12 protein-coding genes are annotated in these 13,895 nt (G+C 47.0%); 9 read left to right on the forward strand and 3 right to left on the reverse strand.

Annotation, left to right across the window (positions count from 1 at the left end; genetic code table 11):
- Nucleotides 1–74: 74 nt before the first annotated feature.
- The 5 genes from AELLOGFF_RS17165 (at nucleotide 75) to AELLOGFF_RS17185 (ending at nucleotide 4,980) form a co-directional block, all read left to right on the forward strand.
- On the forward strand, nucleotides 75–1,949 hold the full coding sequence (locus AELLOGFF_RS17165; RefSeq protein WP_159270232.1) for a hypothetical protein: 1,875 nt from the start codon (nucleotides 75–77) through the stop codon (nucleotides 1,947–1,949).
- Nucleotides 1,950–2,173: 224 nt separating this feature from the next.
- Nucleotides 2,174–2,554, forward strand: a complete 381-nt coding sequence (locus AELLOGFF_RS17170; protein ID WP_159270233.1) for a VOC family protein — start codon at nucleotides 2,174–2,176, stop codon at nucleotides 2,552–2,554.
- A 111-nt stretch (nucleotides 2,555–2,665) separates the two neighbouring features.
- A complete protein-coding gene (locus tag AELLOGFF_RS17175; protein WP_159270234.1) occupies nucleotides 2,666–3,304 on the forward strand; it encodes an NAD(P)-dependent oxidoreductase in 639 nt (212 codons plus the stop codon).
- Between the two features lie 171 nt (nucleotides 3,305–3,475).
- Complete coding sequence (locus AELLOGFF_RS17180) at nucleotides 3,476–3,898, forward strand: c-type cytochrome (RefSeq protein ID WP_159270235.1); 423 nt, start codon at nucleotides 3,476–3,478, stop codon at nucleotides 3,896–3,898.
- A 158-nt stretch (nucleotides 3,899–4,056) separates the two neighbouring features.
- Entirely contained in the window at nucleotides 4,057–4,980 is a 924-nt protein-coding gene (locus AELLOGFF_RS17185; RefSeq protein WP_159270236.1) for a trypsin-like peptidase domain-containing protein, read from the forward strand.
- A gap of 13 nt (nucleotides 4,981–4,993) precedes the next feature.
- Here AELLOGFF_RS17185 and rep read toward each other — a convergent pair whose 3' ends face one another.
- On the reverse strand, nucleotides 4,994–7,000 hold the full coding sequence (gene rep, locus AELLOGFF_RS17190; RefSeq protein ID WP_159270237.1) for a DNA helicase Rep: 2,007 nt from the start codon (nucleotides 6,998–7,000) through the stop codon (nucleotides 4,994–4,996).
- A gap of 391 nt (nucleotides 7,001–7,391) precedes the next feature.
- On the opposite strand from rep, the gene AELLOGFF_RS17195 reads away from it, so the two are divergent.
- Nucleotides 7,392–8,669, forward strand: coding sequence for a sulfotransferase family protein (locus AELLOGFF_RS17195; RefSeq protein WP_159270238.1), 1,278 nt, complete (start codon nucleotides 7,392–7,394; stop codon nucleotides 8,667–8,669).
- Nucleotides 8,669–9,643 (forward strand): lysophospholipid acyltransferase family protein, encoded by a 975-nt coding sequence (locus AELLOGFF_RS17200; RefSeq protein WP_159270239.1) that lies wholly within the window; start codon nucleotides 8,669–8,671, stop codon nucleotides 9,641–9,643. The genes AELLOGFF_RS17195 and AELLOGFF_RS17200 overlap by 1 nt, the downstream gene beginning before the upstream one ends.
- 54 nt (nucleotides 9,644–9,697) lie before the next feature.
- On the opposite strand, the gene AELLOGFF_RS17205 is transcribed toward AELLOGFF_RS17200, so the two are convergent.
- Nucleotides 9,698–11,179, reverse strand: a complete 1,482-nt coding sequence (locus AELLOGFF_RS17205) for a YifB family Mg chelatase-like AAA ATPase (protein WP_159270240.1) — start codon at nucleotides 11,177–11,179, stop codon at nucleotides 9,698–9,700.
- 49 nt (nucleotides 11,180–11,228) lie between these two features.
- The gene (locus tag AELLOGFF_RS17210; protein WP_159270241.1) at nucleotides 11,229–11,492 is read right to left on the reverse strand and encodes an accessory factor UbiK family protein; all 264 of its coding nucleotides are present in this window, start codon (nucleotides 11,490–11,492) and stop codon (nucleotides 11,229–11,231) included.
- A 157-nt stretch (nucleotides 11,493–11,649) separates the two neighbouring features.
- Here AELLOGFF_RS17210 and AELLOGFF_RS17215 point away from each other — a divergent pair, with 157 nt between their 5' ends.
- Both AELLOGFF_RS17215 and AELLOGFF_RS17220 read left to right on the forward strand, forming a co-directional pair.
- Nucleotides 11,650–12,723 (forward strand): hypothetical protein, encoded by a 1,074-nt coding sequence (locus AELLOGFF_RS17215; protein WP_159270242.1) that lies wholly within the window; start codon nucleotides 11,650–11,652, stop codon nucleotides 12,721–12,723.
- 260 nt (nucleotides 12,724–12,983) lie between these two features.
- Nucleotides 12,984–13,886, forward strand: a complete 903-nt coding sequence (locus AELLOGFF_RS17220) for an urease accessory protein UreD (protein WP_159270243.1) — start codon at nucleotides 12,984–12,986, stop codon at nucleotides 13,884–13,886.
- The last annotated feature ends 9 nt before the right edge of the window (nucleotides 13,887–13,895 follow it).

Raw genomic sequence — 13,895 nt, forward strand, 5'->3', positions numbered from 1 at the left:
CAGGGAAGTACAGTAAACCATATTGCTAATATTGAGGCAGGGGTTTGCCGTTGTGATTTACAAGGAGATTGGCAGTGGCTTTTGATTATGGCTCGATTGATCTAGGTCTAAAAAACCCCTTTAAATTGGAAGGCGCTGTGATTTTTGGGCGCAGTCTTTTACAAACCTTCATGGGCTTGTTTTTGCTGATTTCCGCCGCTGGCTTGGTTAATGACGATGCAATTGCTGGCTGGATATTGATGGTGTTTGGTGTTGGTGTTTTGGGTTGGGGTGTTGCGGGAATGGCGCGCGGCATTTATGCGGTACTGCGGTATTTTGTTGGTCGTAATCACCCTAGTTCGTTAGCTGTTAATCGGAGTAAATCAGAAGCTAGTACCGCTGCTGAAGAAGCGGCATTTGTGAATTACACCAGCGATGAGCTGGAAGAAATGCTTGTTGGTCGTAAAAATGGCACTTTTGTAGAGCCTAGGGGCTTTCTTGCTCGCAGCATTCATAGCATCTTGCCCAATCTTTTATTTATGCCCTACCCCATTCGAAATATGGCGCAGAATTTATTTGCCGCTTGGGTGAGTACTGTGATTTCTTTGCTGGCTTATGCGCTGGTTGCTTTTGTCACCTTGGCGGGGTTTGCGGGTGATGCTGGGCGACTTATTTTCCCCGTGTATTCTGCTTTGTTAATGTTTTTTGTTGTATACACCTGGTGGCAGGTTGGCCGACCCATTGTGCGCCGTGCAGAACGTAATATTGAGGCTCAAGGTGGTGGCGAGCTGGTAAAAGTGATTAGCTTATCCTTGATAGCACCAGTTATTTTTGGTGTTGCGATGTCGTGGCTAATTTCTTTGTTGGGTGTATCTAGTGCTGAAATTGATAGCTGGTTATCGGTAATACCTAGCTTACATGCTGTCTACTATTTAATAGCGGTACTGTTACTGGCTTTTGGTGTTAGCGCTTTGATCTTGTTGATGCTTCAAAAGCGACTTGATTTAGCTAACCCCGTAGTTGAAGTGTCGGAGCTACGTGAAAATTGGCAGGAATCTGTTCATCCTAATGAGATATTTATAAACCTCGATAATTTAGTCATGGCAAATCGTCGTTATAAGGAAGTGCCCAATCGTGTCTATCGAGAGCTGGATCCGGAATTGCGAGAGCACATAGATGGCAAAGGTGGCTTTAAGGGAGAAATGATCCAAGAAGTTCAGCCTAAGGTGAAGCCAATGGATTTGGGTCCGTTATTTGAGCAGCTACGTTTTGTGTCGCTTATTAGTGGTAATGCCTTGTTTGTTATTGCCACAATACTGACTTTGTTTTTAGCTTATCAATTGGTTGATATTTATGTCTTTGCTAAAGAGTTTGGTTTTACCGCGGCGCCGACGTCAACGGAAACTATTGCCTTATTAGATTTAGCCATGACTGGCATACATTTTTTGTTGGTGGGTATTGTGGTGAGGTCATTTGCACGTTTACTCACGAATAATGCGCATGTGTTTTTTGCTGAAATTCAGTTTGAATCTTTGCTGGTCTATTTTAAATGTGAAGGTACGTTTACTGAATCGAAAATATCAACAGGCACAGGGATTCACGACAGCACTCGATCAGAAAATACCTTGGTGCGTAGCAGCATTACACCTTGGGTCATTGTGTCGAAAATAGTATCCACGACGTTTGCCGCCACGGGCATGAAAAATTTAGAGCATCCTCGATATGTATTAGAAATGTACAAGGATGAGGATCAACTTCAAGATATTAAGCGCGATGTGGTGTCTTTTCTCAAAGACCGAGAGTCAATTGCTGCTATTACTAGTCAGCGGGATTTAGGTAATGCCTCTCAAATTTATCAGTTGAATCAACAAACTCGAGCTGCGCCGCCTGTGCATGGCGTTGAGAGTGATAGCGATGCAGCTGGCTATCTGAGAAAAGAAGATACGCTACAGAGTCCTGATAAGGATTGATATGGCGGAGGCAGCAATCATTTCTGTCTTGTGGTGTGTTTACGGTATCTAAATACAAAATGTAGAATGTTAATTGGGCGAGGCAAGGTATCACCGTGGTATTACAAAGCTGTACATTGCTTTAGCTAAATAGTGCTTAAGTAGATTGTGCCTTCGGGTACTGGTATTTCACAGCTAGGTGTAACACAGTTAGTGGAACTATAAATTCATAAGGAAAATAAAACATGTTTAGTCATATTATGGTCGGTGCAAATGATATTCAGGAATCAAAGAAATTCTATGATGCGATTTTAGGTGCATTGGGCTGTGAGCCGGGTGTTATTGATGAAAAAGGGCGTTGTTTCTATTTCACCGCCACAGGTATTTTTGCAATTACCAAGCCGATTGATGGCAATCCTGCAAGTAATGGCAATGGCAGTACGGTGGGGTTTGCGGCAAAAGATCCTGCAGAGGCCGATGCCTGGCATGCGGCAGGTTTAGCTAACGGCGGCGTAAGCTGTGAGGATGCACCGGGTATTCGTGAGAGTGGTCTTGGTAAATTGTATCTCGCGTATTTACGGGACCCGTCTGGCAATAAAGTTTGTGCTTTACACCGAGTTGAGTAGTATGAATTAATCACAAAAAAGGGCGAGGTGTTGTGATTCCACCCTCGCCCTTTTTATTTTGTGCATCGCGGTTTTTGTATCTATCACAATGTCATACAAGGATGGGTTGATATGAAAATAACTTTGTTTGGGGCTACTGGGGCAGTGGGTGGCGAATGCCTACGTCAATCCTTGGCGGCGGGACATGAAGTGACCGTTCTGGTCAGATCAGCAGCAAAACTACCGGAAGAGTTCCGTAACCGTATTACCGTTGTTGAAGGGGATGCGTTGAACGCCGATGATGTGTGGCGAGTTATTTTGGCTGATACAGAGGCAGTTTTGTTTGCTATTGGAGTAGATAAGCAGTCTTTGCCAAATCTTTGTACTGATGTGAGCCGGCATATTCTTGACGCATTGAGAACGGAAGAGGGTGTGCGTTTCATTTGGTGCGGAGGTGGTAGTACCTTTGTTGATGAGGATCAGATTACCATTGGCGCTCGTTTTGTACGGAAGTTTGCAGAAGTATTTATGAGTCTGCGACATCAAGATAAAGAACGACAATATCAATTGTTAAAACAGTATCCAGATGTGGAGTGGTATGGTGTGCGGCCGCTGCAAATGCGAAAAACCTCGATGCGAGGGCAATATCGCATGGGTTTTGATCCTTTTAATAGCTTTTCGGTAATCAGTTTTGCCGACTGTGCACACGCCATGTTGAGTATGTTGGAAGGTACTCGTTGGCGGCATAAAGCCCCCATTATCCAGTATTGATAGAAACGGCCTGTTATCCAGAGGCTATATTGGCTATTTTTAGTTGCTTAGCTGATATGCGGTCAAGGCTATTGGAGTAATAGCGCGCATGCCGTTATAATGCGCGCCAGATTATAATGCGGGGCTGCTAGGTCTTGTAAGTAAATGAGGACGTTATCGGTGAATAGTGTAATGTTTAAAAGATTGGTTGCCGCCTTTGGTTTGGTGATGGTGTGTGTATCCGCTTGGGCGTTGACAGATAAGCAAATTGCCGAAGTAGAAAGTCGTATTCAGCCAGCAGGTAAAGTGTGCTTGCAAGGCGATAATACCTGTGGCGCTGCGGTTGCTTCAGCCGGCGGTGCCGCGAAGTCAGGCGAAGAAGTGTACAAAAGTAGCTGCCAAGGTTGTCACGCAACTGGCGCAGGTGGCGCGCCTAAGCTGGGAGATGTGGCAGATTGGGGCAAACGTGCTGAAAAAGGTGTTGATACCCTGCACAAGCACGCGATTGAAGGTTTCAGTGATATTGGCATGATGCCCGCTAAAGGTTTATGTATGAGCTGTTCTGACGAAGAAGTTATGGCGGCGGTTGATTACATACTTGAGAATAGTAAGTAATCAGCACATACCTTAGAAAAAGCCGCGCACTGCGCGGTTTTTTTTCGTCTGAGGTTTTCAAATCCGTTAATGCTCCACTTTTTACCGGTTTAAGTGCTTGGGCTGCGCTGGAAACACCGCTACTCTGAAATCTACAAACTGTCAGTGGACGAGTTTTTATGAATCAGTGGTTGATTGTTGCGCTAGTGGTACTGCTTATTAGTGCTTGTGGTGGTTCGTCCAATGCAAACTCTGTCGATACTGATAGCAGTGGTATGAGTAATGATGAGCAACCAGCCACAGGATCCCCTAATAACGGTGAGTCTCAAGTGCCGGCGGTTTATGGGACACCGCTAGCGAGTCAAATACGCCCTGGGGTAGAGATTACTGCCGACGGCAGTGCCTGCACGGGTAATTTCATTTTTTCGCCAAATAACGAGACCTTTTATATTGGCGTGGCGGCACATTGCTTTAGTGCAGATACCAACGACGGTACCGACTCCTGTGAAACCAATAATTTACCGATTGGCTACAATCAAGTCATGATAGAAAATGCGACCCAGCCGGGCGAGATTGTCTATTCCAGTTGGCGAGCAATGCAAGAGGCAGGTGAAACTCCGGGCTCAGATGCCTGTGTTTACAATGATTTTGCCTTGGTGAAAATACACCAAGATGATATTGCCAACGTCCACCCTGCGGCTATCGCCTTCGGTGGACCGATATCTTTACATAGTGATTTGGCATCCGTAGGTGATAATGTTTACGCTTATGGGCGCTCCCCTTACCATATTGGCTTACGCGCGCTAGAGGCAAAAAGTGGTTCTATTTCAGCGATATTGGGCAGTGGTTGGGCCTATGAAATTAACACCGATAACGCGAGTATTCCCGGGGATAGTGGCGGCCCGATTTTCGGCCCCAATGGTGAGGCATTGGCAGTAACTAGCGTCTTGTCGGTAGGTTTAGGTGGCCTTAGCTTGGTTAATATTAGTAATGGCGTGGTAAATCTGGATAGGGCCTTACAGTATGCTATTGATGGTGGCTTTATTAATGCCAACACAGCATTAATAACCTGGCCTGATTTTTATCCTTCGGGCGACTTTTAATAGAGCGTGAAATTTAACCAAGCATATCGCGTAGACTGGCGAGAGTTTCTCCGCCGCGCTTTTGATTTTGTGCAGGATCGTTGTCGCCACGACCTTCCCATTCTAAGTCCTCCTGTGGCAGTTCAGCTAAAAATCGACTTGGATCACAGCTGGTAAACTCGCCAAAACTCTTGCGTTTGGCGCAGTAGCTCATGGTAAGAGTGCGCTGGGCGCGAGTAATACCCACATAACACAGCCGACGCTCTTCTTCGATCATACCGTCGTCTATACTATTTTGGTGAGGAAGAATGCCTTCTTCGAGACCAATCATAAAAACATGCGGGAACTCCAAGCCTTTGGCGGCATGAAGAGTCATTAGCTGCACTTGGTCATCGCTTTCTTTTTCGTCTTCCTGACGCTCCATTAAGTCACGTAGCACTAAGCGGCTTATTGCGCCTTCTATAGCATTTTCACTGTCGTCGTCTTTTATTGATTTCTCTAATGAATTAATCAATGTGTGAACATTGGCCATTCGTCGTTCTGCAATGGCAATGGAGGAGGCGTTTTGAATTAGCCAGTCTAGGTAATCGATATCATTCACTAGTTGCCGCACAGTGGCTACAGGGTCGCCTTCATAGCATTGTCGGCGCAGAGCATTTAGCCAAGCGGTAAATTCCCGAAGACGTAAAACCGCTGCCTCGGGTAAGTGTTGCCCCAGCCCTAATTCATCACAAGCGTCGTACATGCTCACTTCACGATCGGTGGCATAGCGGCCTAAACCTTCCAGTGTTGAGGTACCAATCTTGCGGCGGGGTATATTTACAATCCGTAAAAAGGCGTTGTCATCTCCCGGATTAATGATGAGGCGCAAATACGCCATGATGTCTTTGATCTCATTGCGCGCAAAAAACGACGTGCCCCCGCTGAGCTTATAAGGTATTTGGTGTACCTGTAGTTTTAATTCTAATAGGCGCGATTGATGGTTGCCGCGATATAAAACAGCGTAATTACCAAAACGTCCCTGAGTGCGGAGTTTGTGATCAAGAATCTCGGTTACGACACGTTCGCATTCGGCGTCGTCATTGCGACAGCGGATGATCCTAATCGGTTCGCCGTGGCCAAGCTCAGACCACAAGGCCTTATTCAAGTCATGGGGGTTGTTGGCAATAACGGTATTTGCCGCTTTGAGAATGCGGGCTGTAGAACGATAATTTTGTTCCAGTTTTACAACTTTTAGATGCGGGTAATCTTTGCCCAGCAATGCCAGGTTTTCAGGCTTTGCACCGCGCCAAGCGTAGATAGATTGATCGTCATCACCCACAACGGTGAGTCCGCCACGGTCGCCAACCAGTTGTTTCACCAAGTGGTATTGGGCGCCGTTGGTGTCTTGGTATTCGTCTACCAACATATAGCGTATTTTTTGCCGCCACTTTTCCAAAATAGCCGGTTGTTGCTGAAATAATAGCGCTGGCAGCATGATCAAATCATCAAAATCTAAGGCGTTATAGGCTTTTAAGGCGTTTTGATAGCGTAAATATGCCTGTGAGCACAGAATGTCGGCCGGCCCTTCTGCGCTGGCAATGGCTTGTTGCGGGGTAATGAATTCGTTTTTCCACTGCGAGATTCGGTGTTGAATTCGGTCGGCATTGTCGCTCTCAGCACCGTGGTCTTGCATGAGTAAATCGCGGATTAAAGCCTGAGCGTCTTGGCTGTCGAAAATCGAGAAGCCGGATTTATACTGCAATGCTTTGTATTCGCTGCGTAGAATAGTCATTCCCAAATTGTGGAAGGTCGACACCGTTAAGCCGCGAGCGGCTTTGCCTTTAACCAGTTGAGAGACGCGTTCTTTCATTTCGCGTGCGGCTTTATTGGTAAATGTTACCGCGGCAATGTGGCGTGCGGGCATGCCGCATTTTTCGATGAGGTAGGCCATTTTGCGAGTAATGACGCTGGTCTTACCACTACCCGCACCCGCCAATACCAATATGGGGCCATCGATATAAAGCACCGCTTCGCGTTGTCTGTCGTTGAGTTTGCTCACGCGATTGCCGTGTCCTGCGCCGAAGTTGAGAAGGCTGAACATTGTAGCAGTGGCAGAGGAAGGGAAGAACCGCATTGGTGGGTAAATAGTGGTGTTACCGAGTTAACGGTTTACGAAAGATATGCCTGTTAATATCCCCCTAATTGCCGTTAAAAAACTATATTGGTTTCTCAAGGTTATCTTAGACTTTGATAGCTGGGAGCACGTGCGGAAGAAATCTCCATTGATTTTTACCATAGCGGTTAACTGCCTACCTAGAGTGATGTGGGTATTCGATTTAGAAAACCCCCTCACCGTCTTGATCGCTAAGCTGTTTCAATTGGGTAGGCGGGATACAATTAATTTTATCTGTTGGGAAGTTTAGCCCTATGTTGACGAGAGAGTGTGATAAATGAACCAAAGTAAGTCGACAAAAAAACCTTGGGAAGAAGGGCCAAGTTTTGGGCTTTGGATTCATATTGCGAAATGGTGTCTTGGCAAGGCTCAGGCTTTGGGTTTGAACTACCCCAATTTCTCTGAGCAAGCGTTAATGGCGGCAGCGCGGAAGAAAACGGGTTTAGATGATTTTGGCGACCCTCGCTTTCTTGAACCCTTCCGTTTGCGCTTAGCCTACTTTAAAGATAATCAGCGTTTTAGTCCTTTAGGCAAAGTGGCTGCTTGGCAAATATTACTTAAGCCGTTGATCAATCGTTTGCGTATTCAGGATTTGCTGAAGCGCCATCCCGAAATTCGTGAGCAACGTATTGAGCGTCCGCTATTTGTAACGGCTTTTCCACGAACGGGAACCACGCTGCTGAGCCAGTTGTTGGCACTAGACCCTGCGGCGAGGCCTTTATTATTTTGGGAGACGATGCAGCCAACGCCTGATGAAGGCATTGTAGAGGGTGAACCTGATCCTCGAATCCCTCGCGCTAAGGCTGTGGTCGAGCAGTTGCGAGGCTTGATGCCGGCGCTCCGTAAGATCCATGATATTGATCCAACGGGACCGGAGGAGTGCGCGGGTTTGTTGGCCAATGCCTATATTCTGCCAATTTTTGAGGAAGATAATGATGAATATAAGCAGTGGATTGATAGTTTAAGTACCGAACAAGTTTGCGCTGCTTATGAAGAGTACAAGGAACAACTGCAGATTCTGCAATGGCAGCGAGGTGGTGGTCACTGGGTGCTAAAGAGCCCATTCCACTTAAATTGGTTAGATGCGTTATTAACCACATTTCCAGATGCTTGTGTGGTACAAACACATCGCGATCCAAAGCAGGTTCTGCCCTCTATCTGCAGTTTAGATGCAGTCATGCAGCAAGCGGCTTGTGATACGGTGGATTGCGCTGCGGTCGGTCGGCATTTGAATAGTCAGCTTGCGATCTCTTTGCAGCGAGGCATGGCGGCGCGACTTAATCATCCGGCGGAGCGGGTATTTGATGTCCAATACGCAGATTTATTGACTGACCCAGTGGCAGTAATACGTCGTATTTATTCGCACTTTGGATATTCATATTCTGACGTGATGGCAGAGAAGATCGCTGAATATCTTGCGACGAATCCGCAGAATAAACACGGGAGTCATAAATACCAGCTGGCTGATTTTGGTCTAGCTGCAGAAGATGTAGACCGATCCTTTGGTGATTATTGTCAGCGCTTTCAAATTCCGCTGGCAGTGCAGGATCAATAATGAGTAAAGCAGAGTTACCTGATAATCACAGCACGCCACCGCCACCGCCACCGCCACCCAAGCGTTTGCGCAAGTTTATGCTGCACCTTATTTATTGCTTAATTAAGCTGTTAGCAAAACTGCCTTTAGGTAAGCAGCTCGCAATTGGTCGTGGTTTGGCACTCATTTTATGGCCCTTGCTGGGGCAGCGTTTGCATGTGGCGCGGACAAACTTAGCACTTTGTTTTCCGGATATGAAAGAAACGGAGAGAGAGGCGTTGTTGCGACGTCATGTAGATGCTCTTGGTATGGGCTTTTTTGACTCTGCGGCGAGCTGGTTTAGTGAAGATGCGCTATTAAGTGATAAGTATCGGATCGAGGGCGCTGAACACCTAGACGCGGCAATAGCGCGAGGCAAGGGTGTCTTGTTACTCGGCGCGCATTTTACTACGCAAGAACTCAGCGTACGAATGTTGAGCTTTCACTATAAGGTGCATGGTGTTTATCGCCGCTATCCTGACCCGCTCCAAGAAGACATGGTTCTAAAGGCGAGATTACGGCATTTCGCTGATATGATTCCCAGCGATGATATGCGTAAGACCTTGAAATACCTGCGCCAAGGAAAGATCGTTTGGTATACGCCTGACCAAGACTTTGGTGAGTATGGCATGGACCACAGTGTTTTTTTACCGTTCTTTAGTATCCAGGCAGCCACAGTCACCGTGCCTGGTAGATTGGCGCAAAGTAGCGGTGCAGCGCTGGTGCCCTTTTTCTTTCGTCGAGAGGCGAATGGTCAATATTTATTGCGTATTCTGGCGCCGTTGGACGACCTTGCTGATGAGCCTGTTGAGGTGGCTAGAGAATTTAACGAATTATTGGAGCGGGAGGTCAAAGAAGCGCCTGAACAGTATCTTTGGGTTCATCAGCGTTTTAAAACACGTCCTGATCCATCTGAACCTTCGCCATATTCTTTAACTGAAGATAAACAGAATTAGTGTGAGTAATTTTAGCTAAGTTTGTTTTGGGGCTAATTGGTCAATGACCAGTAGCTAGATTTCGCCTCGATACAGCAAAGCCTCCCGTAAATGGCTTAGTGCTATATTTTCTGCCTTATCTAGATCGGCAATTGTTCGCGCAATTTTTACTAAACGATGATGAGCCCTAGCGCTAATCCCTAGCTTTTGCTCTGCGCGGAGCATGAATTGTTTGCTTGGCGTATCTAGTGCACAGAGCGTGGCCACCTCATCGGCACTGAGTCTGGCGTTTATGTTTGGGCTTCGTTGATACTGGCGGGCGCGGGCCGCGCATACCCTTTCTCTAACCGTGGCACTGGTTTCGGCTTGGCAGGATTGCTGCAATATTCCCGGTGGTAAGCGAGGGACTGTAATGCGTAAATCAATACGGTCGAGCAGCGGCCCAGATATTTTTCCACGATAACGTTGTATTTGGTCCGGCGTACAACGACAGTCCTTATTCTCGTCACCGTCATAACCGCAAGGGCAGGGGTTCATTGCCGCAATAAGCTGGAATTTAGCAGGAAATGTTAATTGTTTCGCTGCCCTAGAAATGACAACTTCACCCGATTCCATCGGCTCGCGCAGAACCTCTAACACTTTGCGAGGAAACTCAGATAATTCATCTAAAAATAAAATTCCATGATGCGCGAGCGAGATTTCACCGGGTCGGGGGTGGCTTCCACCGCCGACTAGCGCGGCCGCTGAAGCAGTGTGATGAGGTGAGCGAAATGGGCGGTGGAGCCGGAGTGCTTGGCCAGCAACAGATTGTACCGTGGCAATGTCCAGTCGCTCGGCTTCTGTTAAGGGCGGTAATATGCCGGGTAATCTATTTGCCAGCAGCGTTTTTCCGGTGCCTGGAGGGCCACTCAACAGTAAACTATGGCCTCCGGCCGCAGCAATCTCTAAGGCTCGCTTGGCGCCTACTTGGCCTCGTACTTCACTTAAGTCAGGGTATTTCTCTGAATCAATAGGCTCTTCGCTGGCGCGTGCGAATGGCAAGCTGTGTTGACCGTGTAAATGGGCGGCAACGGCCAGCAGTGAGTCAGCTTCTCGAACGCCGGTGTCGTCGACGATGGAGGCTAGCCCGGTATTGGCAGCGGGTAGAATTAAACAATGCCCGGCGATACTTGCTTGTACTGCAGCGGGAAGGGCGGCATCGACAGCACGTAATTCTCCGCTTAAACCCAGCTCACCAATCAATTCTAAGCTTTCAAGCGGTGCCGCAGGTACTTGGCCAGAGGCTAGTAAAATTCCAATTGCGATAGGTAGATCAAAGCGGCCCCCTTCTTTGGGTAGGTCGGCAGGTGCCAAATTGACGGTGATGCGACTGACTGGAAATTCAAAACGAGAATTGAGCAGGGCGGAGCGAACTCGGTCGCGGCTTTCCCGCACGGTAGCTTCTGGCAAACCGACAATATTGAAAGCAGGGAGTCCGCCAGATAAATGAACTTCAACGGTGACTAACGGGGCATTGATTCCCAATTTGGCACGGCTGTATACAGTAGCGAGAGGCATGTATCTTCATCCTTGAAGGTAGCATAGCGATTTATCTAATTGGACAAGCTCAGTGATTGTCGGTGGTTTGGCTTTCTAGTTGTTGGCTGAGTTCGGCTAATTGCTTTTCTAGGGCTTCCAGTTTACTGCGGGTGCGGTTGAGTACGGCAACCTGTGCGTCAAACTCATCACGCGACACCATATTTAAACGACTAAAGCCACCTTGCAATAAAACCTGCACCTTTTCTTCAATATCGTGCTGTATTTCAGGTCCATTATTTATTAACTTACTAGCTTGCTGTGCTAATTGAGCCATAAAATCGGGTTTTGTCATTGTGATGTCCTCAAGTATTGTTCAAGTGTAGCGTTATTAGCCCCTGTTGGCACCTCTACCATGGTTGCCGCTTACGTTGATTGTCACTTGTTTGTGGTAGTGTGTAATAGATTGGGTAAAATAGATTGAATCCACCTGTTTTTATGAGGAATTGTTAATGCCAAGCTTTTTTCAATATATTTTATTGGCGAGTATTTTAGGGCTCGTTTCTGGATGCATGAATACCCATGTTGCTAATAAAGAGCAAATTGAGTTTCGGGCGCAAGAGCAAGCGGGAAAATCGGATGCAACGCCAGAGGAAGCTATAGCGCAAGCTGAAAAGGCCTATGAAGCGGCGCTTGTTAATGATTTGGGTTTTTATGCCCCCTCTCACATGGAGCAAGCCAAAGTGAAGCTGGCCGAGGCAGTTAAGATAAGTAAGAAAATTGCTTTACCAGAGGATCGACTTGCTGCCATTAGCGCTGCCTTTGCGGCAAGTAAATTAATTGCAGATGCGTATGAAAATAAAAATACCGCACTAACACAGCTTAGTAAGGTGTTTGATCATCAGAAAGTGTTGTTGGAAATTAATGCAGACGCGGTTCATCCAAAACTGTATCGAAAGGCCGTTAACAAGCTAGAAGGCTTAATCCGGGACATTGAGGGTGGATTGCTTGCCGAGGTGAAAGACAATGAAGCCAAGGTATTAGGATATTTTGCGTATGTTGAGGTAGAGACCATGAAGGCAACCTACCTTAACAAAGCCATTGAAAAACTAGATGAGGCCGAATCAATAGATGCGGAAGACTTTGCTGAGGTGTCTTACGAAAAAGCAGAGGAGGCCATTGATTACGCGAGTGATTTTATTGAAAACAATTATCGTGATAGAGAAAACGTAAAGCGCTTAAGCCACAAAGCTTATACACAAGCTATGCGGGCTTATTATATTGCGGAAGAATCAGCAAAGATTGTTGAAATTGATGAAGAAGAAGCCGAGCAATATATTTTGTATGTAGAGTCTTTGCTACAGCGTATCAATGAAGAAGCGGGTGTCAGTGATATAGAGGCGATGCCGCTGCGCGAGCAATCCCGCAGTCTTGCTGAGGCGTTTAAGGCCGGTGCGACAAGTATTACAACTTCGGCGGTAGAGTCGGCAGTGGTGCCAAGTCAAACGTCAGTACCTGAAGCTCCTATTCAAGAAAACACACCGAGTCTATATGTGGAATTTGATGAAGAAGTAAGCGAAGAATAACAGCCAATATCCTATGCGCTGGGTGGAGCTGCTTGTCCCTCAGCGTCATTTTCACCCCCTCTAGCTCCCCTCTTTTTCACTTTCGGATTTTGCGCGCCCAAACTCGGTGCGGAGAAGCTTTGGTTTGAGAACTTATTTAGCGCAACTTCGTAAAAAACGCACAGCGATGGTACAGTTATTGCTGAATATTTAAGAATGTGAAGACGTGGTGATAAAAGTATTTCGCGTTAAATGTCGGTGTTTATCAATAAGGAATCGCTGTGACGGCCATAGCACCTGTAAGCTCTAGCTTGTCTGTCTCAAGCGTTGAGGCTACGCCTAGAAAATCTTGGTCGGCATCGATAGCTCTTGGTTTTCGCGCCGGGGTTAATCGCACTGATTTGGCGCGCTCTCTTCATAAGGGGCCGTTGCGGGTGCAGCGGCCATTTTATCCAGAGGGTGATTGCTGCCACGTATATCTCTTACACCCACCGGGCGGGATGGTGGCCGGTGATGTTTTGGAGGTGGATTTAGCTTTAGATGGCGGCGCACAGGCACTCCTTACCACGCCATCTGCAGGTAAGGTGTACCGAAGTGATTTGGTGAAAACTGTGCAAGCACAGGCCGTCACTGCACAACTTGCTGATGGCGCTTGTTTGGAGTGGCTTCCTCAGGAAACGATCATTTTTGAGGGTGCAGAGGCGGAGCTTTGTAATCAATTCTTTTTGCAAGGTGATGCCAAGCTATGTGCATGGGATATTGTGGTATTGGGTCGACGTGCAAGCGGTGAAAATTTTAAGCATGGTCGCTGCACTCAAAAAATAGAAATTAGTAGAAACGATAAGCTTGTATTTAAAGAGCGTACCGAATGGCTAGGTGGCAGCCGAATGTTGGATGCACCTTGGGGTATGAATGGCATGTCGGTTAGCGGCACCTTAGTGATGACGTTGCAGTGTGATCAACAACTGCTGGATGACTTACGCGAAGGCTTGGCGGACCTTGCAAGTGACAAAGCTTGGCAGCCGGCCGAGTGGGGCATATCACAGAAAAGAGAGATTTTTTTAGCACGTTATTTGGGCAATTCTCCGGAGCAGTGTCGCAAGGGTTTTGTTTGGCTGTGGTCACAATTGCGGCCGGTATTTAACGCTCGACCTGCATGTGCGCCACGAATTTGGAATACCTGAATACTAGTT

The sequence above is a fragment of the Zhongshania aliphaticivorans genome (genome assembly GCF_902705875.1).
Lineage (GTDB): Bacteria > Pseudomonadota > Gammaproteobacteria > Pseudomonadales > Spongiibacteraceae > Spongiibacter > Spongiibacter aliphaticivorans_A.

Bases quoted from the DNA above. Each gene is read 5' to 3' on its own strand.
- AELLOGFF_RS17200 (WP_159270239.1), top strand. From the start codon at position 8,669: ATGAGTAAAGCAGAGTTACCTGATAATCACAGCACGCCACCGCCACCG.
- AELLOGFF_RS17180 (WP_159270235.1), top strand. From the start codon at position 3,476: ATGTTTAAAAGATTGGTTGCCGCCTTTGGTTTGGTGATGGTGTGTGTA.
- AELLOGFF_RS17215 (WP_159270242.1), top strand. From the start codon at position 11,650: ATGCCAAGCTTTTTTCAATATATTTTATTGGCGAGTATTTTAGGGCTC.
- AELLOGFF_RS17195 (WP_159270238.1), top strand. From the start codon at position 7,392: ATGAACCAAAGTAAGTCGACAAAAAAACCTTGGGAAGAAGGGCCAAGT.
- AELLOGFF_RS17205 (WP_159270240.1), bottom strand. From the start codon at position 11,179: ATGCCTCTCGCTACTGTATACAGCCGTGCCAAATTGGGAATCAATGCC.
- AELLOGFF_RS17210 (WP_159270241.1), bottom strand. From the start codon at position 11,492: ATGACAAAACCCGATTTTATGGCTCAATTAGCACAGCAAGCTAGTAAG.
- AELLOGFF_RS17185 (WP_159270236.1), top strand. From the start codon at position 4,057: ATGAATCAGTGGTTGATTGTTGCGCTAGTGGTACTGCTTATTAGTGCT.
- AELLOGFF_RS17175 (WP_159270234.1), top strand. From the start codon at position 2,666: ATGAAAATAACTTTGTTTGGGGCTACTGGGGCAGTGGGTGGCGAATGC.
- AELLOGFF_RS17170 (WP_159270233.1), top strand. From the start codon at position 2,174: ATGTTTAGTCATATTATGGTCGGTGCAAATGATATTCAGGAATCAAAG.